This window comes from Campylobacter gastrosuis (assembly GCF_030249845.1).
In the GTDB taxonomy this organism is placed as follows: domain Bacteria; phylum Campylobacterota; class Campylobacteria; order Campylobacterales; family Campylobacteraceae; genus Campylobacter_A; species Campylobacter_A gastrosuis.
The window spans coordinates 24,351-50,730 of record NZ_JANURM010000001.1 but is presented as its reverse complement, the minus strand read 5'-3'; the positions used below and the strand labels follow the sequence as shown (position 1 = coordinate 50,730).

Annotated in this window: 26 protein-coding genes; 18 read left to right on the top strand and 8 right to left on the bottom strand. The window is 37.7% G+C overall.

All coding sequences use genetic code 11. From position 1 onward, the window contains the following. Nucleotides 1-61 precede the first annotated feature (61 nt). Together modB and NYG85_RS00255 are read left to right on the top strand one after the other, a co-directional pair. Nucleotides 62-718, top strand: coding sequence for a molybdate ABC transporter permease subunit (modB, locus tag NYG85_RS00260; RefSeq protein WP_284936541.1), 657 nt, complete (start codon nucleotides 62-64; stop codon nucleotides 716-718). Next, entirely contained in the window at nucleotides 715-1,152 is a 438-nt protein-coding gene (locus tag NYG85_RS00255; protein WP_284936540.1) for a redoxin family protein, read from the top strand. Before modB ends, NYG85_RS00255 begins: the two co-directional genes overlap by 4 nt. Here the strand turns inward: NYG85_RS00255 and waaF are convergent. Further along, nucleotides 1,149-2,072, bottom strand: a complete 924-nt coding sequence (gene waaF / locus NYG85_RS00250) for a lipopolysaccharide heptosyltransferase II (protein WP_284936539.1) — start codon at nucleotides 2,070-2,072, stop codon at nucleotides 1,149-1,151. The two genes, NYG85_RS00255 and waaF, sit on opposite strands and share 4 nt — an antisense overlap. Then, nucleotides 2,069-3,085 carry a glycosyltransferase family 4 protein gene (locus NYG85_RS00245; protein WP_284936538.1) on the bottom strand — a complete coding sequence of 339 codons (1,017 nt, stop codon included), beginning with the start codon at nucleotides 3,083-3,085 and terminating at the stop codon, nucleotides 2,069-2,071. Before NYG85_RS00245 ends, waaF begins: the two co-directional genes overlap by 4 nt. Nucleotides 3,086-3,198: 113 nt before the next feature. On the opposite strand from NYG85_RS00245, the gene NYG85_RS00240 reads away from it, so the two are divergent. From NYG85_RS00240 to NYG85_RS00215, 6 genes are all read left to right on the top strand, one after another. After that, nucleotides 3,199-3,681 (top strand): PepSY domain-containing protein, encoded by a 483-nt coding sequence (locus NYG85_RS00240; RefSeq protein WP_284936537.1) that lies wholly within the window; start codon nucleotides 3,199-3,201, stop codon nucleotides 3,679-3,681. 53 nt (nucleotides 3,682-3,734) lie between these two features. Beyond that, nucleotides 3,735-4,394, top strand: a complete 660-nt coding sequence (locus NYG85_RS00235; protein ID WP_284936535.1) for a response regulator transcription factor — start codon at nucleotides 3,735-3,737, stop codon at nucleotides 4,392-4,394. After that, nucleotides 4,378-5,715 (top strand): sensor histidine kinase, encoded by a 1,338-nt coding sequence (locus NYG85_RS00230; RefSeq protein WP_284936534.1) that lies wholly within the window; start codon nucleotides 4,378-4,380, stop codon nucleotides 5,713-5,715. The genes NYG85_RS00235 and NYG85_RS00230 overlap by 17 nt, the downstream gene beginning before the upstream one ends. Before the next feature lie 36 nt (nucleotides 5,716-5,751). Beyond that, the gene (locus tag NYG85_RS00225; protein WP_284936533.1) at nucleotides 5,752-6,678 is read left to right on the top strand and encodes a glycosyltransferase family 9 protein; all 927 of its coding nucleotides are present in this window, start codon (nucleotides 5,752-5,754) and stop codon (nucleotides 6,676-6,678) included. 91 nt (nucleotides 6,679-6,769) lie between these two features. After that, a complete protein-coding gene (locus NYG85_RS00220; protein WP_284936532.1) occupies nucleotides 6,770-7,933 on the top strand; it encodes an O-antigen ligase family protein in 1,164 nt (387 codons plus the stop codon). After that, nucleotides 7,930-9,015 (top strand): glycosyltransferase family 9 protein, encoded by a 1,086-nt coding sequence (locus tag NYG85_RS00215; protein WP_284936531.1) that lies wholly within the window; start codon nucleotides 7,930-7,932, stop codon nucleotides 9,013-9,015. Before NYG85_RS00220 ends, NYG85_RS00215 begins: the two co-directional genes overlap by 4 nt. Here the strand turns inward: NYG85_RS00215 and NYG85_RS00210 are convergent. After that, nucleotides 9,012-10,121, bottom strand: coding sequence for a glycosyltransferase (locus NYG85_RS00210; protein WP_284936530.1), 1,110 nt, complete (start codon nucleotides 10,119-10,121; stop codon nucleotides 9,012-9,014). The two genes, NYG85_RS00215 and NYG85_RS00210, sit on opposite strands and share 4 nt — an antisense overlap. A gap of 66 nt (nucleotides 10,122-10,187) precedes the next feature. Here NYG85_RS00210 and NYG85_RS00205 point away from each other — a divergent pair, with 66 nt between their 5' ends. Continuing rightward, nucleotides 10,188-10,958, top strand: coding sequence for a polysaccharide deacetylase family protein (locus NYG85_RS00205; protein WP_284936528.1), 771 nt, complete (start codon nucleotides 10,188-10,190; stop codon nucleotides 10,956-10,958). Here NYG85_RS00205 and rfaQ read toward each other — a convergent pair. From rfaQ to NYG85_RS00180, 5 genes are read right to left on the bottom strand one after another with little or no spacing between them, the layout of a single operon-like run. Beyond that, complete coding sequence (rfaQ, locus tag NYG85_RS00200; RefSeq protein ID WP_284936527.1) at nucleotides 10,947-12,008, bottom strand: putative lipopolysaccharide heptosyltransferase III; 1,062 nt, start codon at nucleotides 12,006-12,008, stop codon at nucleotides 10,947-10,949. The genes NYG85_RS00205 and rfaQ overlap by 12 nt on opposite strands. Beyond that, complete coding sequence (gene aroC / locus NYG85_RS00195; RefSeq protein WP_284936525.1) at nucleotides 12,005-13,075, bottom strand: chorismate synthase; 1,071 nt, start codon at nucleotides 13,073-13,075, stop codon at nucleotides 12,005-12,007. The genes rfaQ and aroC overlap by 4 nt, the downstream gene beginning before the upstream one ends. A 3-nt stretch (nucleotides 13,076-13,078) precedes the next feature. Beyond that, a complete protein-coding gene (gene rnc / locus NYG85_RS00190) occupies nucleotides 13,079-13,750 on the bottom strand; it encodes a ribonuclease III (RefSeq protein ID WP_284936524.1) in 672 nt (223 codons plus the stop codon). Further along, nucleotides 13,743-14,168: a ribonuclease HI gene (gene rnhA / locus NYG85_RS00185; RefSeq protein WP_284936523.1), complete on the bottom strand. Its 426-nt coding sequence runs from the start codon at nucleotides 14,166-14,168 to the stop codon at nucleotides 13,743-13,745. The genes rnc and rnhA overlap by 8 nt, the downstream gene beginning before the upstream one ends. Continuing rightward, on the bottom strand, nucleotides 14,146-15,171 hold the full coding sequence (locus tag NYG85_RS00180; protein ID WP_284936521.1) for a tetratricopeptide repeat protein: 1,026 nt from the start codon (nucleotides 15,169-15,171) through the stop codon (nucleotides 14,146-14,148). Before NYG85_RS00180 ends, rnhA begins: the two co-directional genes overlap by 23 nt. Before the next feature lie 60 nt (nucleotides 15,172-15,231). Here NYG85_RS00180 and dnaG point away from each other — a divergent pair, with 60 nt between their 5' ends. From dnaG to NYG85_RS00135, 9 genes are all read left to right on the top strand, one after another. Next, nucleotides 15,232-16,878: a DNA primase gene (dnaG, locus tag NYG85_RS00175; RefSeq protein ID WP_284936520.1), complete on the top strand. Its 1,647-nt coding sequence runs from the start codon at nucleotides 15,232-15,234 to the stop codon at nucleotides 16,876-16,878. Next, complete coding sequence (locus NYG85_RS00170) at nucleotides 16,875-17,861, top strand: argininosuccinate synthase domain-containing protein (protein WP_284936519.1); 987 nt, start codon at nucleotides 16,875-16,877, stop codon at nucleotides 17,859-17,861. The genes dnaG and NYG85_RS00170 overlap by 4 nt, the downstream gene beginning before the upstream one ends. A 47-nt stretch (nucleotides 17,862-17,908) precedes the next feature. Then, nucleotides 17,909-19,000, top strand: coding sequence for a UDP-N-acetylbacillosamine transaminase (pglE, locus tag NYG85_RS00165; RefSeq protein ID WP_284936518.1), 1,092 nt, complete (start codon nucleotides 17,909-17,911; stop codon nucleotides 18,998-19,000). Beyond that, nucleotides 19,001-20,782: a UDP-N-acetylglucosamine 4,6-dehydratase family protein gene (locus NYG85_RS00160; RefSeq protein ID WP_284936517.1), complete on the top strand. Its 1,782-nt coding sequence runs from the start codon at nucleotides 19,001-19,003 to the stop codon at nucleotides 20,780-20,782. 2 nt (nucleotides 20,783-20,784) lie between these two features. Beyond that, on the top strand, nucleotides 20,785-21,678 hold the full coding sequence (locus NYG85_RS00155; RefSeq protein WP_284936516.1) for a PDC sensor domain-containing protein: 894 nt from the start codon (nucleotides 20,785-20,787) through the stop codon (nucleotides 21,676-21,678). Beyond that, nucleotides 21,675-22,289, top strand: coding sequence for an imidazole glycerol phosphate synthase subunit HisH (gene hisH / locus NYG85_RS00150; protein WP_284936515.1), 615 nt, complete (start codon nucleotides 21,675-21,677; stop codon nucleotides 22,287-22,289). The genes NYG85_RS00155 and hisH overlap by 4 nt, the downstream gene beginning before the upstream one ends. Next, nucleotides 22,289-22,999 (top strand): 1-(5-phosphoribosyl)-5-[(5-phosphoribosylamino)methylideneamino]imidazole-4-carboxamide isomerase, encoded by a 711-nt coding sequence (gene hisA, locus NYG85_RS00145; protein ID WP_284936514.1) that lies wholly within the window; start codon nucleotides 22,289-22,291, stop codon nucleotides 22,997-22,999. The genes hisH and hisA overlap by 1 nt, the downstream gene beginning before the upstream one ends. A 231-nt stretch (nucleotides 23,000-23,230) precedes the next feature. Continuing rightward, nucleotides 23,231-23,431 carry a twin-arginine translocation signal domain-containing protein gene (locus NYG85_RS00140; RefSeq protein WP_284936513.1) on the top strand — a complete coding sequence of 67 codons (201 nt, stop codon included), beginning with the start codon at nucleotides 23,231-23,233 and terminating at the stop codon, nucleotides 23,429-23,431. 72 nt (nucleotides 23,432-23,503) lie between these two features. Then, entirely contained in the window at nucleotides 23,504-26,380 is a 2,877-nt protein-coding gene (locus NYG85_RS00135; protein WP_349252792.1) for a formate dehydrogenase subunit alpha, read from the top strand.

The following is a 26,380-nucleotide window of genomic DNA, read 5'->3' as shown; positions in this document are numbered from 1 at the left end:
CGTTTAAAGCACCTTTTATCAAGCTTGTTATAAAATATCAAAAAATAATTTAAGGTTGCAAATGCTTGATTTAACCCCATTTTATCTCTCGCTAAAACTCTCGCTAGTTACGACCATTTTGCTATTTTTTATCACGTTGCCACTTGCTTATTTTATGGCTCGTTGCAATTTTAGATTTAAAAGCGTCCTTGAAGCCATAATCTCACTGCCACTTGTCTTGCCTCCAAGCGTTTTGGGCTTTTATTTGTTGCTGTTTTTATCGCCCTACTCGGCATTTGGTAAATTTATAGAAAGCACCTTTGATATTCGCTTGGTTTTTAACTTCACTGGACTTGTCATAGCAAGTTGTATTTACTCACTGCCATTTATGTTTGCTCCGTTAAAATCGGGCTTTGAGAGCCTTCGCCCTAGCCTTTTTGAAGCCAGTTATTCGCTAGGTAAAGGTAGAATTTCAACCCTATTTTTTGTAGCCCTGCCAAATATTAAGCCAAGCCTGATGAGTGCTGTTGTGATTAGTTTTGCTCATACTATGGGTGAGTTTGGTGTAGTTTTGATGATTGGCGGTAGCGTTGGCGAGCAAACCAGAGTAGCTAGTATTGCCATTTTTGAAGCGGTTGAGATGCTTGATTACGAAAAAGCACAAATTTACTCTGGCATTATGCTACTTTTTAGTTTTAGTGTGCTATCTTTGCTATATTTTTTAAAGGATAAAAGATGAGAGAAATTTTAAAACAGGGCGATTTTGTGGTATTTGTCTATCCAAAAATGGGTAAAAGTGGCGAGTTTTTACCGCAAATTTTAAAGGACAAGGCTGGGCTTACTGGATGTTCGGCACAGACTAAGGGTTATGAAAATTTACAAGCTGAGTTTAACAAACTTGGCTTTAAAATCATCGCTTTAAGCTCACAAAAGTTAGCCGAGCAAGAGCAGTTTAAAGCCGATACAAACGCCACTTTTGAGTTTTTTAGCGATGAAAAATTCAGACTTAAAGATGAGCTTGGTTTAAAAACATTTAAAACAGATGATGGCAAGGAGTTTTACTTTCGCCAGACTTTGATTTTTAAAAACGGCGTTTTAGCCCACAGCCACAAGGTTGCCGAGCCTGAAAATGACGCAAAAAACACGCTAGAAATTTGTAAAAATTTACGTTAAAATCCGCACTTTTTTATTGCGTCTAGCACCATTTTTGGCGTTAGATTTTTCATACATTCGTGCGTTTTTAGGGGGCAAACACGCTTCATACAAGGCATACAGGCTAAATTTAAGCGTAAAATCCTAGCTCTTGGATTACCCCAAGGGCTGGTCTCGCTCCATTTTGTTGGACCAAAGAGCGCTATTGTAGGCACTTTAAAGGCTGCTGCTATGTGCATAGGACCGCTATCATTTGTGATAAAAAGCCCAAGACCACCGATATATTCGCAAAGTTCTTTAATGCTAGTTTGTCCGCAAAGATTTGTAAATTTAATCCCATTTTGGCTTAAAATTTCTGCGATTTTAGTGCAAATTTCACTCTCGTTTTGACCGCCAAAGATAAAAAATTCACGCTCACTAAGCGACATTGCAACACTGGCAAAATACTCTGGATACCACCTTTTTGCAGCCCCATAAGTTGCGCCCGGGTTTAATCCGATAGCGTTTTTTAGCGGTTTTGGCGTGAAATTTAGCTTTAAATCATCGCACACCTTATCAAGCTTTAAAGCCAATTTTATAAAATCAAGATATTTTAGCACCTGATGTTTTTGCTCTTGTGTTTTTTGAAATTTAAAGCTGTTTTTGCTAAGCAAATTAATTAAAATTTTGCTATAAATTGAGCTACGAAAGCTAATAGCAAGGTCAAACTGCCCCAAATTTTTTGCCATTTTATATAGATAAAATAGGCGAAATTTTGCCTTTTTACTCTCATCAACGACGACAAATTCGCAATTCTCGTGCGTTTTAAGAAGCTGTGTGCTTACAAACGAGCCAAAAAAAACAAACCTAGCGTTCTTGTATTTTTGCGCGATACTCTCAATCGCTGGGGTCGCCATAACGCAGTCCCCAAGCCAAGTAGGCAGCTCTATAAAAATTCTCATCTTAAAACACTTTTAACAAGCTCTAAGCTCTCTTTTGCATTTTTTTCTATGCTAAAATTAGTTGCGATTTGGTAGGATTTTTCTTGCTGGGCTTTTAAAATTTCAGGGTTTGTAAGCAAAATTTCAAGCGTGTTTAAAATGCTCTTATCGCTTGGATTTTTCATCACAAACTCTCTACCTAAAATCTCACTCGCACCATTTTGTGCGGTCGTAAATACCACGTTTTTAAAGCTAAGTGCTTCTAAAACGACATTTGAAAACGGCTCGTAGCGAGTTGGCAGAATAAAAATATCAGCCGCCTTGTAATAGTCGCTAACACCATTTTTTGCGCCTAAAAACTGCACTTTTGCGCTTAAATTTAGCTCATTTGCTTTTGCTTCGTAGCTTTTTGCATTTTTGTCTTTGCCGATGATTATGGCGTTAAATGGGGCTTTAATGAGTGAGATTAGCTCTAAAAACTCTGCCACGCCCTTTCGCTCAAATCCGCTACCAACAAACAAAATAAGCGGTAAATTTTCATCACAAACTGCCCTTTTGCTCTCATTTTTATCAAAATTATCTGGGATTTTTACGCCGTTATAGATGACTTTTATCTTTTGACTTGGAATTTTATATGTGTTTATGATTTGATTTTTTACGAAATTTGAGTTTGCAATTATCATTTTTGCGTTTTTAAAGCACCGCTTTTCAAGGTAGCAATAGACCGCATTTAGCGGGTTTAGACGGCTCTTTTTCTCGCTCATATAAACCCTATGCACCCCGTCCCCAGCCCTGTAAATATCGGCGCTACTTATGCGTTCAAGCGAGAAGTAAAAGCTATCTTTTTTAGTGATTTTTGCGTAGGCATTATAGATGAGTGCTTTTATCCACGAGCTTATAAATTTTGGCATTTTTAGGCTTTTTATCTCGCACTCAATGCCCTCGTTTTTAAGGGTATTAACTAGCCTTGATAGATAAATTTCAGCCCCGCCAAGGGCTTTTGGATTAGCGCGTAAGAAGGTGATTTTTTTCATAGGGCAATTTTAGCCAAAATCACAAAAAAATAAAATAAATCCAAATTTATTCATTCTAGCTTCATTTTGTGGTTTTATAATTCGCTCATCCAACTTAAAACAAAGGATTAAAAATGAACAAACTACTAAGCTTTGCTGTTTTAGCAGCAGTTTTAGGCACGACAGGCTTGCAGGCGGCTATCACATACGATGAAGCCCTAAAAATAGCGCAGAAAAACCTACCGGGTTCAAGCGTCAAAGACATCTCAATAGATGTAAAAAACGGCACGACATTTTATAAGGTTGAGTCTTTTAAAGATGACATAAAGCAAAAGATAAAAATTGATGCGACAAATTCTCAAATCGTAGAGCAAAAGAGCAAAAATAAAAAGCTCCTGCCAAGCGAGGCGATAGATTTTTCAAAATTCTCACTTAGCATTGATGAGGCGGCTAGTAAAGCACTAGCGCTTGAAGCTGGCTGGAGTCTTGATGAGGCAGATCTTGATAATAAAAACGGCACTTGGATTTACAAAATAGAGCTAAAACGTGATAAAAGCGAAAGAAAGGTGATCATAAACGCACAAACAGGCGAGATAATTAGCAACCGCACAAAATAAAATCAAAAAGCTAAAATTTGATAAAATAACACGCAAATTTTAGAAAGGCAAAGATGAAAATTTTAGTCATAGAAGATGAGATAGACCTAAATAACGTCATCGTAAAACACCTTAAAAAGAGCGGATATAGCGTAGATAGTGCATTTAACGGCGATGAGGCTATGGACTTTATCGCCGTAGCACACTACGACCTTATCGTGCTTGATGTTATGATGCCAGTAATGGACGGGCTTACATTTTTAAAAAAAATACGCACTAAAAAGCTTGATACTGCTGTGCTAATACTAACGGCAAAGGACGAGATAGACGATATTGTGGGCGGACTTGACGCTGGAGCTGATGATTATTTAGTAAAGCCATTTGATTTTAAAGAGCTTTTAGCAAGAATAAGAGTGCTAATAAGGCGAAATAGTGGCAACGCCGATAATGAAATTTCAGTAGATAGGCTAAAAATCAACCTTCTAAAAAAATCCGTAAAGCTAGATGAGCAAGAGATAGAACTAACCGCCAAAGAGTATGAAATTTTAGAGTTTTTGACACTAAATAAGGGCAGAATTTTAAGCAGAGATCAGATTAAAGAGCACGTTTGGGATTTTGACTACACTGGTAGTTCAAATATCATTGACGTGCTTGTAAAAAACATAAGAAAAAAGCTTGGCAAAAACGAAATAATCCAAACTAAAAGAGGACTTGGCTATGTTATTAAGGATTAAACAAACGGTTAAAAATATCCCAATTACTGCGCGTGTAACGCTTTGGTATTCATTTTTCATTATCGTTTTAGTAACGGCACTTATCATCATATCAGCACTCATAGCAGATGAAATTTTTAAAAGCACCGGTCAGAAAAAACTAGCAAAATCAGTTACAAAAATCGCTAATGATATGAGGGAATTCGAGCCTTATGATGACGGGATATTTTTTATAAAATACGGCGCAAATGGTAGTGTGGTGGGTGGTTTGGTGCCTAAAAATTTTGACGCCTCACTTAAAAAAGATAGCGCAGAAATTAGACTTTATGAGAACAATAAAAACCGCTTTTACTACTACGATATCGCTACAAATGATAGCGGTATTTGGATTAGAGGCGTTATAAATATAGATAATTTTTTTAAAAAAGACGGGCTGTTTTTACTAGCACTTGGCATTTTTGTGCCAGTTTTGTTTATATTTGTACTTTATGGTGGCTATAAAACCATAAAAAACGCAATGAAGCCAGTATCTACAATGTCAAAAACCGCCCTTGATATCGGACACAACAAAGACTTTTCAAAGCGTATAAAACTGCCAGAGGGTAAAGATGAGCTACACACACTAGCAAGTGTTTTTAACCTAATGCTAGACTCTCTTGAAAGTGCCTACAAAAGCGAAAAACAGCTCACATCTGACATCTCCCACGAGCTACGAACACCGCTATCTGTTATCATCGCCGAGAGTGACTACGCAAAAAATTATTCACAAAATTTAGATGAAGCAAAGGAGTCGCTAGACATCATCATAAGGCAATCTAAAAAAATAGCCTCATTAATAGATCAAATTTTAGAGATTTCACGGCTAGAATCAGGCAGAAATTTGCTCCTAAAACGCATAAATCTTAGCTTAGTTTTAAAAAACATTGCCACGGATTATGAAAAATTAGCTGGTATTAAGGGGATAAAATTTAGCCACAATATCGCTGATAATGTAGAAATTTTAGGCGATGAGCTGATGATAATTAGGCTGGTTGATAATTTTTTAAGTAATGGGCTAAAATTTAGCACGAGCAAGATTGAGCTAAATCTAAGCACTTCTAAAACACGGGCTTTACTAAGCGTCAAAGATGATGGGGCTGGAATTTTGCAAAAAGATACCGAGCTAATTTGGCATAAATTTTACCAAGCCGAGAGTTCAAGAAATAAAAATTTAAACGCAGGTAGCGGTCTTGGGCTTGCTATTGCTAAAAATATCGCTAATCTTCACAATGCAAAAATCGGCGTAAAAAGCAAGCCTAACGTCGGCAGTGAATTTTGGGTGGAGTTTTGTTTGGTTTTATAATAAAATTAATAAAAACTTAGCTATAATCTCGCCCAAATGAAAATTTTACTAATTAGAAATGACAATATCGGCGACCTAATTTGCACGACACCAGCCATTTTGGCACTTCGCAAGGCTTACCCTAACGCACAAATAGACATAGTCGTAAATAGCCTAAATGCCTGTGTGGTGGATAAAAATCCATATCTTAACAAAATTCACATCTACACAAAGCCAAAGCACAAAAAATCGCTGTTTGATAAAATAGGTGCATTTTTTAAAAAATGTGCGGTTTTGTTTGAAATTTTTAGGCAAAAATACGACGTGGCTGTGATTTTTAGAAGCCACTATTCTAGCTCAGCAGCACTTTTTGCACAGGTTAGCAGGGCAAAAAGAGTGCTTGGCGTTGATGCTAAAAAACCAAAGAAAATTATAACCGATAAGATAAAATTTAGCGATGATATGCACGAAGTTATGCTTTGTTATGAAATTTTAAAGCCACTTGGCGTGGTTTTTGGCGATGAAAAAACACTTTACCTGCCTAAAAATCCAAGCGATAAATTTAAGGATTTTGTGTTTTTTCATATATCTAGCAGAATGAAAGAGAATAAAATCACGCAAGATAAAATTGTAACAATAGCTAAATTTTTAAAAGACACTTTTAAAAACGTGATAATAACATCAGAAGATAGCAAAGAAGCACAAGAAATTTCGCAAAAAATAGATATACAATACCTTAAAACGGCTAGTTTAGATGATATGGCAAACTATTTGCAATGTGCTAAATTTCTACTCACACTAGAAGGTGGAGCTATGCACTTAGCACCAGCACTTGGAGTTAAAACATTTGCCATTTTTGGCAAATCAAGCACAAAAAGGTGGTGTCCGTGGGGCGATAATGTCGTAGTTATTTGCGGTAAAGATAAAATAGCACAAAATGTTGATTTAGGAGATTTGTTTGATAAAATACAACAATATATTTGATTATTTAAAAATATTATTTTTTGCGGTACTTATATTTTTTCTCCCAATTGGTCACGTAACAGCAGTTCAAAATATAGCCTTAGGCGGTTTTTTGCTTCTTGTTTTACTAGATTATAAGAAATTTAAAATAAAAGATTTTTTGTGCATTAAAGACATATCGTTGGTTTTTTTGCTTTTCTTAATTATCTCATATATTTCTGTATTTTTTTCAATAGACAGACACGAGAGTTTAAAAGAGGTAAATTCCGAGCTGCTAAAAAATATAGTTGTAATGGCAATTATGTTTTTATATTTTAAAAATATAGACCAAAATAAATTAAAACCATATTTAAATACCATTTATCTATCAGTTATATTTCATACAATCATAAATATTTTTATTTGGTCAAGTTTTGGTTTTAGCTTTGAGCATAGAATGGGTGGGCTTTTAGATGGTGCTTTGGATAATGGCGGAGGCGAAAGATTTGGCATATGGGCTACATACGCTTTGGCTTTTGCCATTGCTATTTATAAAGAAAACAAAAAATTAATGATTTTTTTATTATTTTTAACACTTCTTAGCATAGTTTCAACTCAGACAAGAGCTGCATATATCGGTGCTCTTTTAATGCTAATAGCTTTTGTTATTTTTATCGTAAAATCAATCAAGTTAAAATTCGCCATTACTGCTATAATGGTAGTCGTGATTGGAGTTTTTTCTGTATATTCTAGCAATTTATCAAGTAGATATAATCTTTCTCATATAGATGATTATTATAAAATGTTAAGCGATAGCCCTATGCAAATGCAAAAATATGAACAAATGGGCTTTAATCACTCTATTACAAGCAGATTGTCAATGTGGAAATCGGCGATACTATACAGATTAGAAGAGCCATTTATGCCGACTGGATATGGCAGATTTTTATATCATAAAACAATAGTTAAATTAGTAGATAAAGAAAAACAACCATTTTGTGAGTATTCACAAGCACATAATGAATTTGTAGGCATATTGTTTTCACTTGGGATTTTTGGATTTTTATTATTTTTATTAATTTGGGTATATTTTTTAAAATACTCTTATGCATTGATTAAAACAAACACAAAAGAGATAAATACTTTTGGGATATTTACTTTTTTAGGTGCTTTTGGATTTATTGGCAGTCTTTGTTTTGGTAGCTTTTTTGCCGATAGCGAAGCTAGATTTTTCTATATTATTTTTGGTATGGTTTGTGCTATTTTTTGCAATAACAAACAGGATAAAATAGTATGAAAATTTTTGAAGAAATTTTAAAAGCTACTCTTAAAAATAAAAGTGCAGTAAAAACCGAACTTGTCAGTGAGCCATTTAAAGTGGTCTGCTTTTTTAGTAACACAGCCATTGGTGATACCTTGTTTAACACCCCAGTTTTTCGTGCTTTTAAAGAAAAATTCCCAAATGTAAAAACAATAGCGTTACTAAACCCAAAAAATATGGCTTTGTTTGAAAATAATCCAAATTTAGATGAGATTATCCCATATAATGGCAGGTGGAATGGATTTTTAAAGGCACTTAAAATTTTAAAAACAAAAAATATTGACATTTGTTTTTTGCTTCACTCAAACGACCCACAAGCCACACCACTTGCTATTTTAAGCGGTGCAAAGTATGTTTTTAAGATACCAAATTTAAAAAATGAGTTTAATTTTTTACACTCAAATACGCCAAAATACTATGATGAATTTGATAAATATGTCGTATTGGGTAGGCTAAAACAACTTGAATTTATTGGTTTAAAAAATACAAACACAAAATTTGACTTATATCTAAATGCAAGCGATTATCAAAGAGTAGATAATATACTTAAAAAAGATAGACAAACAAAATTTATAGGCTTTCAAATGGGTGCTAGTGTCAGAGCAAAATATTGGGTCTTAAAACACTGGATAGAGCTTGCAAGGCTTGTTTTAAACGAGCCAAATACAAAAATCGTCCTAACTGGTAGCCCAAGCGAAAGGACTATGACTAATGAACTTTTTAGTGTAATAAATGATGAAAGGGTGCTAAATTTGGCTGGGGTTTTTAACGTAAGAGAAGCGGCTGCATTAATAGATAGACTTGATATTTTAATCACCCCAGATACCGGACCACTTCATATTGCCGTTGCATTAAACACGCCGCTAATCGGGCTTTTTGGCGTGACTAGCCCGGAATTATTTATGCCAAATTATGGTCAGGATATATTTAAGTTTATAAAAGCTGATTTTAATATAGATGATAATTTTTCTAGACATAAAGATTATAGTCACGTAATGGAGAAAATTACAGCAAAAGAAGTTTTTGATAACGTAAAACGTATTATTTTTAAAAACTAAGATAAAAAATTATTTTTTTTAGCATTTAATAAGTTTGTGTAAATTTGATAAATTTTCTTAGCCATTATATCTTTTGTAAAGTTATTTTTTACAAATTCTCTTGCATTTTGCTCTAAAATTTCACGTTCGTTGCTGTTTTGCAGTAAATTTTCAAGTGCATTTTGGATTTTTATCTCATCAAAATCAACAAGTTTAAAATTCTTGCCATCATAAAGGTCGCTTACACTACCTACATTAGTAGCGATACTTGCTTTTTGCATTAATAGTGCTTGCATTAGGGATTGTGGGACACCTTCATTTTCTGATATCATCATATAAATATCAATCGCCTTTAAAAACATAGCTGTATTTTCTTGATGTCCTAGCATTTTTACATACTCTTGCATATTGTTATTTTTTATAAAATCACGTATATTTTGCTCTTGTGGTCCGCTACCAGCTATTACAAACAGGGCATTTGGATATTTTTCGTGTAAATTTAGAGCTATTTTTAAAAATATATCGTGGCGTTTTATGGCTCTTAAAACAGAGAGCATACCTATATAAATTTTATCATTTTCTAGTCCAAATTTTTTAAGACACTCGTCTTTGTCGTAAAGCTCAGATTTAAATTTCGTATCATCAACGCCAGTTGGGATTGATAGTATTTTTTGCGGATTTATGCGGTTATTTTTTATCATAGCATCTTTTACGCTCTCGCCAGTTGTGATGATAAAATCAGCTAGTTCATTGATAAAATTTAGCCTTGAACTACTTATCGCATTTGAGAGATGGCGAGTTCTTATGAATTTTATCCCAGCTATTTTTGCCGCTAGTCCGCCCACCCACGTATCTTTACCGCTGTGTGAGTTTAATATATTTATATTGTTTTGCTTGATGAATTTTACAAGGGCAATTATGCTTTTAACGTCAAAAGCCCCCTTAAAATCAAAAAAGACAACACCTAGCCCAGCTTCTTTTGCTTTTGTGGCTATCTTGGCGTTGCTTCTACAAGCGATGATGACATTTACGCCGTATTTTTCTTTAAGAGCTAATGACTCGCTTATTGTGCGTATCTCTTGACCGCCCCAGCCATCAGACCATTCTGTGTGTATAACTTTTATCATTAAAAACCTATTTTTTAGTTAATTTTAGCTAAAATCACAGAAAAATAAAATAAATTCGGAGTTTTTATGGGCGTTGCGGTTTTAATGTATCATCACATTTTACCAGAGAGTGGTTTTATAGCAAGTAGTGTGAGCGAGTTTTTAGCCCAGATGAAATTCCTAGCAGATAATGGCTATAAAACGCTCACTTCTAGCGAGTTTTTAGCCTATAAAAAGGGCGAGTTTGCACCGCCAAAAAAAAGCGTTTTTATAACTTTTGATGATGGTTGGCGGGATAATTTTTACTACGCTTATCCGATTTTAAAGCAGTTTAATCTAAACGCCACGATATTTTTAGTAACCCAATGGATAGAAAAATCAAGCGAACAAAATGCCCTTAAAAAGGCGGAATTTACGCCCTTACACCACGCACAAGCAAAGCAGCAAGCACCCCAAAATCCAGCCTCGCTATTTTTAAACTGGGACGAGGTGGCTAAGATGAGCGAGCTTTGCAACTTTCACTCGCACACGCACGGACACACCGACGGATATTTTGGCGATTTGCCCTTTGAAGCAGATTTAGAGCTTTGTAAAAACACGATAAAAAATCGGCTTGACTTTGATGATACGCACCTTTGCTGGCCACGCGGTAAATTTGATGATGAAAAGCTAAAAATTGCTAAAAATTTAGGCTATGAGATATTTTACACGACAGAGCGCGGGGCAAATTTGGCTGATAAAAATTTAGATTACATTAAGCGAATAGCCGTTAAAAATGGTGCTTTTTGGCTAAAAAAGAGCCTTTTTATATACCAAAATGAGTTTATAAGCAAAATTTACGCAAAGCTAAAAGGCTGAAATTTTCTCTTTTATGAGATTTTTAACGGCATCTAAATCGCTAAATTCCATTAAACAGCGACTGATTTTTGACCCCTCACAGCCATCTTGTCCGCACGGAGCGCACTCCCAGTCTTTTTGAAATACGCTGTGTTTGCCCATTTGTTGGTTACCATTTCTTTTGGTGTAGCCACTTTGCATTAAAGAGTTATCCCACGGACCCCACTCAAAAGCACCGCTTGGGCCAAAAAATGCGATGACTGGCACGTCATTTGCGGCTGAAATATGCATTATCGCTGTATCAACGCCCACAAAAAGGGTGGCTTTTTTATTTAAAGCAGCAACCTCTTTTAGGCTTAAAACGCCCGCGAAATTTAGCGGATTTGACTTGCAAAGCCCCAAAACATCGGCCACTTTTTTCATCTCGGCTTCGTTTTTATCAGCCGTAATTGCTACCTTTATTTTTAGCTCATTTTCACAAAAATCAATAAGACCAGCCATAACCTCATCTTTTACACACTTAAACATCCAGCGACTTGTCAGATGAAAATGGATAAATTTTGGCGGTAAATTTGGGGCTAAGTTTTCATCAAAAAATATGCTTACTTTTTTGCTAATAATGGCTAAATTTAGGGCATTTAGCGTGGCTAAATTTCTATCTACAATGTGAGTAAGCCCCTCTATTTTAGGGACTTTGTGAGTTATGAATTTATTTATCGTTTTGTTTTTGCCACAAAAGCCCACGATTGTTTTGATTTTAGCGTATTTTGCGATGATTATGCCCCTGTCGCCAGTTGTAGTTTGTATAGCGATATCGTATTTTTCTTTTTTGATAGCGTTTATAAATTTCAGCTCCGTTACTATGCGTTTAAAAAGTCCAAATTTTTTAGCATTTCTATCATAAATGTGAATTTTTCGCACGTTAGGATTATCCGTTATCATCGCTTCTGTGCCACTATTTAGGGCAAAATCAATCACAGCGTCTGGGTAGTGATGACGCAGATTATCAATAAGCGGAGTTGTGAGTAAAACATCGCCAATATTTCTAAATTTTATGATTAGGATTTTCATTTAGCGTAAGCCTTTTTGATTGTGTTTATGTTTGAGCTTAAATTTAAAAGCAGCATATCGGCTAAAACTAGCCTTATCATCGCTGTTGCGACCACTGACCCACGCACTCCAATGCAAGGGTCGTGTCTGCCACGAAGCTCAAAGCTCACGCTCTCTCCGTTTAAATTTAGCGTTCTTTGCGGTTTAAAAATTGACGGCGTCGGCTTAAAATAGCTTCTTAAAACGATATCTTGCCCGGTGCTAATCCCGCCTAAAATTCCGCCTGCGTGGTTACTTAAAAAGCCATTTTTGTCCATTTCATCGTTATTTTGCGAGCCAAAAAGCTGCGAAGCTCTCACGCCCTCGCCTATCTCAACGGCTTTAACGCCATTTATCCCCATTAAAGCAGCCGCAAGTCTAGCGTCAAGCCTATCATAAAGCACCTCGCCAAGCCCCTTTAAAACGCCACTTGCCACGCTTAGCACACCAGCACCAACGCTATCGTGCTCGCCCCTTGCTTTCATAATTAACGCCTTCATCTCATCTTCTTTGCCAAGAGAGAAAATTTCAGAATTAAGCGCTAAATCAAAGTCAAAACTATCGCAAACAACGCTACCAACGCTAAAAACGCCACTTTTTACGCTAATGTCAAACTCATTTAAAAGCATTTGTGCAAACGCCCCACAAGCGACCCTAACGGCAGTCTCTCTGGCACTTGCCCTGCCACCGCCCCTGTGATCTCTTATGCCAAATTTAGAAAAATATGTAAAATCAGCGTGTGCTGGGCGAAAAATCTCGCGTAAATTCTCATAATCGTTTGATTTTTGATTTTGGTTAAAAATGGCAAAACCTATTGGCGTGCCGGTGCTAAAACCATTAAAAACACCGCTAAAAATCTCAATTTTATCAGCCTCGTCCCTTGCGGTTGAGAATTTATTTTTACCCGGTCTTCTCCTATCAAGCTCGTTTTGCAAAAAATCAAAATCAATCTTTATCCCAGCTGGCAAGCCGTCAATCACGCCACCAATGGCTAATGCGTGGCTCTCGCCAAAGCTTGTAAATTTTAATCTAGTCCCAAAAGTGTTCAAAATTTATCCTTTTATTTTCTCAATCGCAATCCTAGCAGCAATCTGCTGTGCCTCTTTTTTTGACCCTGCCATCCCACGCGAAATTTCACGCTCATTGATAAAAAGTGCCATTTCAAACTCCTTTTTGTGATCAGGCCCAAAGCTTCTAACTAGCTCATAAACTGGCGTCACACCAAGTCGTGCCTGAGTTAGCTCTTGAAGTTCGGTTTTGTAATCCTTAACAAGGCTTAAATAATCAATCTTTGGATAGCACTTTTGCAGTAAATTTAAGGCTATCTCTTGTGCCTTAAAAAGCCCAGCTTCAAGGTAAATCGCACCCATAATCGCCTCAAAAGCGTCGCTTAAAATGCTTGGCTTTTCACGTCCGCCGTTGTTTTGCTCAGACTGCGAAATATAGATAAAATCGCCTAAATTTAGGGCGTTTGCCATAGTTGCAAAGCTCTTTTCATTTACAAGAGCGGCACGTAATTTACTCATATCGCCCTCATTTGTTTTTGAAAAATTCTTAAACAGATATTCGCCAACAATCAAATCCATAACAGCGTCTCCTAAAAACTCCAAACGCTCGTTGTTGTAGGGCTGTTTTGAGCTTTTGTGAGTTAGCGCCTCTTTTAAAATTTGCTCATTTTTAAACGAATATCCTAAAATTTTTTCTAGTTTTCTTAAATCACTCATTTTTTGCCTTTAATGCTTCATCTCGTGCCATTTTATCGCACTCCTCGTTTTGTGGGTGTCCGTTGTGTGCCTTAACCCACGTGGCTTTGATTTTATGTGGCTTTGAGATTTGCAGGTATTCAAGCCAAAGTGGGATATTTTTGACATTTTTAAAATTTTTCTTAACCCAGCCAGAAAGCCACGAATTTATGGCGTTTGCCACGTATTGGCTATCGGTAAAAAGCCTTACTTCACAAGGCTCTTTTAACGCCTTTAAGCCCTCAATCACGGCACGAAGCTCCATTTGATTATTCGTAGTCATCACCTCGCCACCGCTTGATTTTTTAACGGCATTTTTATACTCTAAAATATACGCCCAGCCCCCAGCTCCTGGGTTGTTTAGACAAGAGCCATCGCTAAAAAGGCATACTATTTTCATCAGTTTTCTCTGTAATTGTTAATGTAATTTTAACACTACCTAAACTAAAACATACCGGACAGCGATAAAAGTGCATTGGAAAGGCGTTTTTACAGCTATTGCAAACATAATTAAAACTCAAATCAGCCCTATCAAATCCAGCCGTTTTTAAATTTCTAATCACATTTAGCTCAAAGCCATTAATTTTACAAGGCTCATCAACCAAGCCCTTTGCGTAAAACAGGGCTTTGTAGTCGCTATTTGCTAAATTTACTGGCTTGTTTTGATGATAAAGTATATCAACAACATCGCTAAAATCTGCAAAATCTCTGAAATTTTCAAGGCTTAGCCCATTTTTTAGCCAAAGTTGCATTGCCATTCGCTTTAAAAGCCTAAAATCGCCACTCAAAGCCAAAATTTCATCGCTCTTTTGCTCAACGCTTAAATTTTTATCATTTAAGATAATATTTGCCCTGACATAAGCCTTAGCCTCTCTTGTATCAAGCCCTAGCTCATTTAGCGAATTTAGCGTATTTAAGGCATCATCAAAGCGTTTTAGCTTCTCATCAATCATCGTTAAATACCTTAATGCAACCGCATTTCGTGGGCTAATCTCAACCGCCTTTAAAAAAATCTCCGTGCTGTTTTGCAAAAATCCAGCCTTAAAATACGCCGAGCCAAGCTCTGTTAGCACAAATTCCTTCTCTTCTTTGATTTTTGCCTTTGAAAGTGCGATTAAATAGACGCTAATTGCCTTTTCAAAATCGCCACTTTTTACAAACATCGTGCCTAAAACCCCCAAAGTAGCGGTATTTACATCAAGGTTTTTAAGTAAATTTATATGCTCATCACTAAGTGAGCTTTTATTTTCAAATTTTTTTATGAATTTTTCAATGCGTCTTTTCTCATCTTTTGAGCGAAAAAGCCCCCAAGCGTAGCTTAAAAACGCAACCATAAAAATAATACCAAAAAGCACGATAACCCCAAAAATCGGATCTCTATGCCCTATAAAAAATATATCCATTTTAAACTCTTTGTAAATTTTAAAGCCACATTATAGCAAAGCCATTGTATAATCTTGCTTATGATTTCACAAAAAAGCATTGAGCGACTTCTTAGTATTGTTGATATTGTTGATACCATTAGCCACTATGTAGATGTGCGTAAAATGGGGGCAAATTACAAATGCGTCTGCCCATTTCACGATGATAGAAATCCAAGTATGAGCATAAGCCCACAAAGGCAAATCTATCACTGCTTTGCCTGTAAGGCTGGTGGCAATGCGATAAAATTTGTAATGGATTATGAGAAATTAAGCTATCCAGAGGCGATTGAAAAACTAGCAAGTATGAATAATTTCACGCTTGAATACACCACAAATCAGCAAAATTTCAAAGAAAACAAGCGAATTTTAGAAAACGTAAATGCCTTTTATCGCTCGCGACTTTATCAAAATAAAGACGCCATAAATTATCTTTACTCTCGTGGGATAAATGACGCTATGATTGAGCGATTTGAGCTGGGATTTGCACCAAGTAGCATTCAAACGATTAGACTTTTAGAAAATGAAAAAATTGAGCCAAAAGAGGCGATTGAAATTGGCATTGTTAAGCAAAATGAGAGCGGAATTTACGCTAGTTTCATTGATAGAATAACCTTTCCCATTTACTCACAAAGCACAAGGCTTGTCGGCTTTGGTGGCAGGACTATCTCAAACCACCCAGCAAAATATGTAAATAGCCCACAAAGCGAAATTTTTGACAAATCAAAGCTACTTTATGGCTTTCATCTAGCTAAGAAAAAAATTTACGAAACAAAGCAGATAATCATCACAGAGGGCTATCTTGATGTGATTATGCTTCATTTTGCTGGTTTTACAAACGCCGTTGCCGTGCTTGGCACAGCCCTAACCCAAAAGCACCTGCCACTTTTAAAGCGTGAAAATATCAGCGTCATTTTGTGCTTTGACGGCGATAGCGCTGGCATAAACGCTGCCATTAAGTCAAGTCATCTTTTAACAACAAACGAAATTGATGGCTCTGTTGTTATCATTGAAGGCGGTGCCGACCCAGCTGATATGGTCTTTGCTGGTAAGACTGAGCATTTAAGAGAGCTTTTTAATAATGGCACCGAGCTTGGCGAGTTTTTTATCAGGCAAATCGCCCTAAAATACGACCTTTCACGCCCACAGCAAAAGCAAAAATGCCTTGATGAGATTATGGCTTACACAAACGAGCTAAAACCGATAATCGCTTCTAGCTACACCTCGCTTATTGCCACGATTTTAGGGCTAAATCCAACTGGGCTAAGCCTAAATAAAACGCAAATCACGCCTAGAAATTTTGCCCCACAAGAGCAGATTATTAAGCCAAAATTTTCAAAAGATATCTTAGAACTTTCGCTTTTAAAAACGATACTTTTAAATGAAAATTTCAAAGATTATGTAATTGATCAGGTAAATGAGAAGTTTTTTTTAAATCACGCCAATATTTTTAGCGAAATTTTAAACGGCAAAAATGGCAGTGAAAGTGCGATTTTAAGAGAGTTAGAGCTTGATAACAGCCCAAAAATTATCACAAATGAAAATAGCCTTTTTGAGGCGATAAAAATTTTAAAGATAAACTACTGCAAAAGACGAAGGGAGCAGATAAAAAACAGCCAAAGTCCGACAAAATTGCAGGATTTAGAAGAGATAAATAAAATTTTAAAAGGATTACAAGAACAAAAATGAAAGCATTAGCATTATTTAGCGGTGGATTAGATAGTATGCTTGCGATGAAAATCATAAGCGAGCAAGGCATTGAAGTGGTGGCACTTTATATGGATACTGGTTTTGGCGTAGAGCCTGAAAAATTTGAAACGTTAAGGCGTAGGGCGGCGATAGCTGGGGCTAGTTTAAAGGTGGTTGATATAAAAAGTAAGTATCTACAAGACGTGCTTTTTAGCCCAAAATTTGGCTACGGCAAGCAGTTTAACCCCTGCATTGACTGCCACGGATATATGTTTAGGGTCGCCCTAAATATGCTAAATGATGAGAATGCAAATTTTATCATCACTGGCGAAGTTTTAGGACAACGTCCGATGAGCCAACGAAAAGAGGCACTAAATCAGGTTAGAAAACTAGCCGATGATGAAGAGGATTTAATCCTTCGCCCAATGTGTGCTAAGCTTTTAGAGCCTACAAAGCCAGAGCGTGAGGGTTGGGTAGATAGAAGCAAACTTCTTGATTTTAGCGGCAGAGATAGAAAGCCACAACTAGCCCTTGCAAAAAGCCTTAATTGGCAGGATTTTGCCACGCCGGGCGGTGGCTGTTTGCTTACGATTGAGAGCTTTGCTGTAAAAATCAAAGACTACTTAAATTATGATAAAGATATGAACGATACCGATGTAGCGTGGCTAAAACTCGGTCGCCACCTACGCCTAAAAAACGGCTCAAAGATGATTATTGGCAGAGATGAAGCCGATAATAACGCACTCTTAGCGACCCCAAATCCAAAATTTCATCAAATAAAACTGCCAGATAATATCGTGGGTGCCATTAGTTTTATTGATAAAACAGCAGATAGGGCGGATTTAGAGTTTGCACTTCGCCTAGCACTAGCTTACACAAGGGCGGATAAGAATAAGAGCGTAAATGTAAGCGTTGGCGATGAAAATTTTAGCGTTTTGCCGTTTGAAAACAAGGCAATCGCACAGGAATTTTTAATAAAATAATTAATTTTTTAGTGCTAAAATTCGCAGATTTTTAAAAAAGGATAAAAATGGATAGGGTTTTTTTATCTCCGCCAAATATGAGCGGACGTGAGCAAGAGTATATAAACGAAGTCTTTAAAAGCAACTACATAGCCCCACTTGGCGAGTATGTGAATAAATTTGAAGCAAGTATCAAGGGCTACACAAAAGCCACCGACGCCCTAGCGTTATCATCTGGGACGGCTGGACTTCATCTTGCGTTAAGGGTGCTTGGCGTTACGCAAGGCGATGTCGTTTTGGCGTCAAGTTTTACCTTTATGGCGTCAGTTTCGCCTATTTTGTATGAAAAAGCCACGCCAATTTTCATTGACTGCGATGAGAGCTGGAATTTAAGTCCAGAGCTACTAAAAAGAGCGATCAAAAACGCTCCAAAAAAGCCAAAAGCCCTAGTGGTAACGCACCTTTATGGGCAAGCCAGCAAGATGAAAGAAATTTGTGAAATTTGTAAAAACGAGGGCATTTTTTTGGTTGAAGACGCAGCCGAAGCACTTGGCGGATTTTATGAAAACAAGGCACTTGGCACATTTGGCGAACTTGGAGTTTATAGCTTTAATGGCAACAAAATCATCACAACTTCTGGTGGCGGTATGCTAGTTGGGCGTGATGATTTGGTTGAGAAAGCTAGATTTTACAGCACACAAGCACGTGAGCCGTTTTTGCACTACGAGCATAAGGATTTTGGCTACAACTACCGACTTAGCAACGTTTTAGGCGCTATTGGCGTTGCTCAAATGGAGGTTTTAGAAAAACGAGTGGAGCAAAAAAGGGCAGTTTTTGAAATTTATAAAAATGAGCTAAGCGATGTTTTAGAATTTATGCCAGAGATCCCAAATTCTCGCGCTAACAGGTGGCTTACAACTGGTGTTTTTAAACAAAGTGGAGCGCATTTAAGGGTTATTGACGCACTAAATAAGGCAAACATTGAGAGCCGTCCGCTTTGGAAGCCAATGCACGTCCAGCCCGTATTTAAGGGAGCTTTATGTGAGATAGACGGCACAAGCGAAAATTTATTTGAGCGCGGAATTTGTCTGCCAAGCGGTAGCGACTTAGACCCTAAAACGCAAGAGCGAGTGATAAAAATCGTAAAGGAAAACGCATAAATGTTAAAAGCTACGAAACTAAAAAGGCTAGTTTTCTTTCTTTTTAGCGATACTATTATCTTTTCGTTTAGTATTTATTTTGCATTTTTACTTAGATTTAACGGCAATATCCCTGAAATTTTTACCGATGGACTTATTTTAACCCTGTTTTGTTTAGTTATCATTAAATTATCATTAATGTGGCTATTTAAAATTTACCGAGTGCCGTGGCGATTTTTTGGCTTAAATGAAGCACGTAAAATTTTCTTAGTTCATCTCTTTTCATTGCTGACTTTTTGGCTCATTTACTTTTTGGCACAAGATATTTTTAACCCATTCCCACGAAGTGCGGTCTTTATTGACTTTGTCATTTCATATTTGTTAATCGGCGGTTTAAGAATTTCAAAGCGTATGTTCTTAGACTTCTCAACCAAACCACGAAAGGGTGAGCCTTGCATAGTTTTTGGTGCGACAAGCAAGGCACTTCACGTTTTAAAAGGGCTAAAAAGTGGCTACATTGACTTTTATGCTGTTGGCGTGGTTGATGGCAGAAGTGAGCTTGTTGGGACTTATTGCGATGGATTTTTGGTGCAAGATAAAAAAGAGATCGTAAATTTAATCAAAGAATACAACGTAAAAACCGCAATCATCGCCCTAGCCTTAGAGCAAGATGATTTGCAGGTGCTTTTTGATGAGCTTACTGGCTATGGCATTCGTGATGTCAAGCTATTTTCGCTAGTTGGCAAAGAGCCGATAAAAGACATCTCAATTGAGGATTTACTAGCTAGAAAGCCAAAGGATTTAAACTCCGATGTCGTTAGAAATTTCTTACAAAATAGGTCGGTTTTAGTAACTGGTGCTGGTGGTAGCATAGGCTCTGAAATCGTTAAGCAGTGCCTGAAATTTGGCGTTAGAGAGCTTGTTATGGTTGAAAATAGCGAGTTTAATCTTTATAAAATCACAGAAGATACAAACGATAAAAGGTGCATTAGCAAAATGGTAAATATCGCAAATTTTAGCGATTTAGCCGAAGTTTTTAGCCTTTATAAGCCAGAGATTATAATCCACGCAGCCGCCTACAAACACGTCCCACTTTGTGAGCTAAACCCGCACCAAGCGGTGCAAAATAACATAATCGGCACAAAAAACGTCATTGATTTAGCCAAGAAATTTAACGCACAAAAAGTAGTCGTCATTTCAAGCGATAAAGCCGTCCGCCCAACAAACATAATGGGTGCTACAAAGCGAATTTGTGAGCTTTATGCGCTAAATTCAAACGAAACTGGTGCTTGTGAGATAGTTTGCGTCCGCTTTGGCAACGTGCTTGGCTCATCAGGCTCTGTCATACCAAAATTTAAAGCACTAATCGCAAAAAACAAGCCTTTAAGCGTTACTCACCCTGATATCACTCGCTATTTTATGCTAGTAAGCGAAGCCTGTCAGCTCGTGCTTCAAGCCGCCTCAATCGCACGTGGCGGCGAGCTTTTCGTGCTTGATATGGGCGAGCCTATAAAAATTGTTGATTTGGCTAAAAAAATGCTGATTTTATCAAATAAAGAGCATTTGGGCATTGAATTTAGCGGACTTAGAATGGGCGAAAAGCTTTATGAGGAGCTTTTAATTGATAAAAACGACGTTAGAACCGAGTTTGAAAGCATTTTTGTAACGCACTCAGAGCCGTATGAAATTTCAAAGCTAAATGAGCAAATCAGCACTCTTTTAACGCTAAAAGATAGCGAAATTTCAGCCTGTTTAAAAACCATTGTGCCAGAGTTTAATCATCAACTAAATTTAAAAGGATAATTTTGATAATAAAAGAAATTCAGCGTTTTAGCGACATTAGATACAAAGCAAGGGCATATTTGTGCTATCTTTTTGAGCGAAATATCCCAAATAGACTGCCCGGCGTTAGCATTGAAAATGTCAGGGCTGGGTTTGATAAAATGGCTCACGAGATTGAGAATTTTGACGCATTTTACCTACTTGATAAAAACGGCATTCAGCTTGGCAACACTTATAGTCTAAACGAGTGCTACATCATCGGAGATGGCGAAAACAGGGCAAATAAAGCCTATTATTACTCGGCTGTCAGGCTAAAAAGGTGCTTTTTAAGCGACCCATATCCGTCAAGCCTAAATGGCAAACTTTGCGTAACTGCAAGCGTGCCAATTTATGATGAAAACAACGAGCTAAAATTTATCGCTTGCATTGACATTAGCCTTGAAAATTTACTAAATATGATTGATGACGGGCGAATTGAGAGCTATTTTGGGATATTTTTACGCTCGGTTTATACGCTATTTTGCGTGGCTTTGTTTATGGTTTGTGCGTTTTTATTTTGGGACGGCGTTGAGAGCTTTATCTCTCACACCTCAAATGTTGAAGTTGAGCATATCTTTGAAAGCACGATACTTCTAACCCTAGCGTTAGCCATTTTTGACCTTGTTAAGACGATTTTTGAAGAGGAGGTACTTGGCAAAAACCGAAATGAAGCCAGTATGCTTTATAAAACAATGGTTAGATTTATCGGCTCAATCATCATCGCCCTAGCCATTGAAGCACTTATGCTCGTGTTTAAATTTGCAATCACAGCACCGGAAAATATCATAAACGCCATTTATCTAATCGGTGGCGTCGCACTTTTAATGATTGCGTTAAGTATTTATTTAATTAGCGTTAAAAAACAGGAGGGGCAATGATAGCCATTATTGATTATGGTGCTGGCAACATAAAAAGCGTGATAAATGCCTTTGAAAATTTAGGCAAAAGTGCGGTTTTAATCTCAAATCCAGATGAGCTAAAAAATTATGATAGAGCCGTTTTGCCTGGCGTTGGTGCATTTGGCGAGGCGATAGAGAAGCTAAAAAAGGCAAACCTAGACCTTGCGATTTTAGAATTCATAAAAACTGGCAAACCATTTTTAGGCGTCTGTCTTGGTATGCAACTTTTATTTGAAAAAAGCTATGAATTTGGAGAAAATCACGGACTTGGCGTGATAAAAGGTAGTGTTGTTAGATTTGATGAGACTAAATTTAGCACACCGCTAAAAGTACCTCACGTTGGCTGGAATAGCATAAATTTTACACAAAAAACGCCGATAAATCGTGGGCTCAATGATAGCGAGTATCTATATTTTGTCCATAGCTTTCACGCTATTTGCGATGATAAAAGCGCGATTTTAGGCACTAGCGAATATGGTTATGATTTCGTTAGTGCTGTGGCAAAAGATAATGTCTTTGGCTTTCAGCCTCACCCTGAAAAATCCCACGAAGTTGGGCTTAAAATTTTAGAAAATTTCACGGAGTTATAATGCAAATTTTACCAGCGATTGACCTAAAAGAGGGCTTTGCCGTAAGGCTTTTAAAAGGCGAGATGAGCAGCGCTAAAATCTACTCAAACGAACCTGAAATTTTGGCTAAAAATTTCAAAGATTTAGGTGCAAAGTGGCTTCATATCGTTGATCTTGACGGAGCATTTGCTGGTAAGCCAGTAAATTTTAAAGTGATTGAAAAAATCGTAAAAAGCACCGATTTAAACGTGCAAATTGGCGGTGGGATTAGAGATGAAGAGCGCATTAAACGCTACTTAGATTTAGGCGTAAAACGCCTAATTTTAGGCTCAATAGCACTAAAAGAGCCAAAATTTGTAGCAAATATGGCTAAGCTTTATCCGATTGTCGTCGGCATTGACGCAAAAGACGGCTACGTGGCGACCGAGGGCTGGGCTAGTGTTTCAAATATCAAAGCCACCGAGCTTGCTAAGAAATTTGCAGATGTTGGCGTAAAGGCGATAATTTGCACCGATATCGGCAGGGACGGCACACTTAGCGGGGTTAATGTTGATTTCACGCTAGAAATAGCAAAAGAAAGTGGTATTGAAACAATAGCAAGTGGCGGAGTAAAGGACATAAACGACATAATCGCCCTAAAAAATACCGATAAAATCGGCGGCGTGATTGTCGGCAAGGCGTATTATGAAGGCAGGATTGACCTAAAAGACGCATTTTTAAGGCTGGGCTAACCTAGCCTTTTTAAATAATTTTTAACATAAAATAAACAAAACTACACCTAAAATAAAATAACAAATTAAATTTTCTTTAATTTTAAAATTAAATTTTAAATCTATTATTCGTTTTAAAATAATTATGCTAAATTAGCATAAACGTAAAATTCAGCATTAGTTGCCCTTTTGGGCTTTTAAAATTTTGCTATTAATAAATATGCAAATTTTACATATTACAAGGTTGTTAAGATGAAACAGACCAGACGTGATTTTCTTAAAAAATCGCTCAAAGTTGGTGCCTTAGCCACCCTTACTACTTCGGCGTTTGCCTCGCAAAAAGTGGCAAGCGAGCCTGATAGTAACGGCGTTGTCGTTGGCAAGTCAAAGAAAAAAGAGGTGCTTTATGCCAAATCAGAATTTTGGGATAAATACTACAAAATCGCCTATTAAGGAGTTATTATGAGCGAAGTAATTGCAAGGCGTGCGTTTTTAAAACTAGCAGCACTTGGTGCGACAAGCACTATGGCGTTTGCAAACTCAAACGACAAGCTAAAAAAGGTTGATGAGCTAAAAGTTGAGCCGTATCCGGGCAGCAAAAAAGTCCGCACGATATGCTCTATTTGTTCGGCTGGTTGTGGCATTGAGGCCGAAGTAAAAGACGGCGTTTGGATTCGCCAAGATATGGCTATTTCACATCCGATTTCGCAAGGTAGCCACTGCTGTAAGGGCATTGATCAGATTGATTTAACAAAATCAAAACAACGCATAAAATATCCGATGAAAAAAGTAAATGGCAAGTGGGAGCGAATTAGCTGGGAGAGCGCTATAAATGAGATCGGCGATAAGATGCTTGAAATTCGCAAAAAGCACGGACCAGATAGCGTTGAATTTTTAGGTTCTGCTAAATTTAACAACGAACAATCGTTTTATTTTAGAAAATTTGCTGCATTTTGGGGCACAAATAATATAGATCACGTTGCACGTATCTGACACAGCGCATCAGTCGCAGGAGCTGCGAATACTTGGGGTTATGGCGCTATGACAAACCACTTTGGAGATACGGCAAAACATTCAAAAGCAATTATGGTCTTTGGTGCAAATTCAGCCGTGGCAAACCCAGTTGGCGGTATGAAACACTTCTTACAAGCAAAAGATAGAAACAACGCAAAACTAATAGTCGTTGATCCGATTTTTACAAAAACAGCGGCAAAGGCTGACCACTATCTTAGAATTCGCCCGGGCACCGATATTGCATTCGTTTATGGTATGCTTCATCTTATCTTTAAAAATGGCTGGGAGGATAAGGACTTTATCGCTTCACGTGCTTATGGTATTGATGAAGTTAAAAAAGAAGCACAAAAATGGACACCAGAAGAAACAAGCGATGTTACTGGAATTCCAATTGATCAAATCATTCAAATAACAAGACTTTTTGCCACGACAAAACCAGCCTGTATAGCTTGGTCGCTAGGCATTACTCAGCACTCTGTTGGTAGCTCAAATACGAGAATTCTCTCAATCTTACAGCTAGTTTTAGGCAATATGGGTAAAGAAGGCGGTGGCTGCCAAATAATAAGAGGACACGACAATGTCCAAGGTGCGACCGATATGGGTAACCTAGCCGATAGTCTCTCAGCCTACTACGGACTTAGTGACAAGGCGTGGAGACACTTTTGCAAGGGCTGGGGCGTTGAGTTTGATGAGTTTATCAAACGCTTTGCCGTTTCTGTTAAAGAGCCAAAAAGCGGTGGTGCGGTTAAAAACACGAATTTTAACGAGTATTTTTACTACGATAAAGAAAATCCAGAGGAGCGAAACTGGCGAAATGAAAAGGGCTGGTCGCTTTCAAAATGGTGGCAGGGTGTTTTAAAAGAAGAAAAAACCTTTTCAAGTGGCGATTTAAAGGTGCTTTGGGTGCAAGGCACTGGCATTACTTCAATGGCACACTTAACTAAAATTCAAAAAGCCATTGATGAGCTAGAACTTCTAGTCGTTGCCGAGCCATTTGTAAATGAAGTGGCAATCCTAAGCGACAGAAAGGACGGCGTTTATATCCTGCCAGTGGCGACCCAGTTTGAAAACGAAGGCATTGTCGTATCAACAAACCGCTGTGGCCAGTGGCGAAGCAAGGTCGTTGATCCGCTTTATGAGAGCAAGGGCGACCACGAAGTTATGTTTATGTTTGCCAAAAAATGGGGCTTTTATGATGAATTTGTAAAAGCATTAAAGATGAATGATAATCTTGAAGTTATAAAAGATGATTTCATTTGGCCAGATGATGCAACACGAGAAATGGCAAGAATGTCAAGGACAATCGGACTTACTGGCTGGCAGCCAGAACGCCTTAAAAAGCACCAAGCAAACTGGCAAAATTTTGACCCAGACACGCTTATGGGCATTGGTGGCGATGTTAAAGGCGAGTATTACTCACTGCCTTGGCCTTGCTGGGACGCTAAACACCCCGGCACTCCGATACTTTACCGCACAGATTTGCCTTACACAAAGGGTGGTAGCGGATTTAGAAACCGCTTTGGACTTGAACACAACGGCGTTAGCCAGTTAGCTGATGAGAGCGTGCAGTTAAAGGACGCAAAGGTAAAAGGTGGCTATCCGCAAATTACAAAAGCCAACATTGAAAGTGTGCTAAATATCAAGCTAAGCGACGATGAAAAGGCAAAAATGGGCGATGACTGGACGACTGATTATAGCGGTATAATCCTAGAAAAATGCCGTGAAGCTGGCATTACGCCTTATGGCAACGCAAGAGCTAGGGCTATCGTTTGGGAATTTAGCGACCAAGTGCCAAAACACAGAGAGCCACTGCACTCGCCACGCTGGGATTTGGTGCAAAAGTATCCATCTTTTGATGACCAGCCTAGAAATTTCAGGGTTGAAACTAAATTTAAATCAGAGCAACAAAAGCAAGATTGGAGCAAGGAATTCCCAATCATCATAAGCTCAATGCGTCTAGTAAATTTAAGCGGCGCTGGTATGTTAGAGCGAACCAGCAAATACCTAGCGGCTATTACGCCAGAGATGTTTGCTTATGTAAATCCAGAACTAGCGCTTGATTATGGCATAGCACACGGCGATTTTATGTGGATTCACAGCCCACAAGGCACAAAAATCAAAGTCAAATGCTTTCACAACCACAGCGTAACGCCAGATAGAATTTGCTTACCTTACAACTTTGCAGGCATTATGCAAGGCGTTGATTTAAGCTCTCGCTACCCAGAAGGCACAAAGCCCTACACTATCGGCGAAAGCTCAAACACAATCACAAACTACGGCTTTGACCCAGTTACGCAAATTTCAGAGTTTAACGCTGGACTTTGCAGGATTGAAAAGGCAACGCCGTTTGAGTTTAAGACAAATTTCTTAGATGAAATTTCAAAGTAA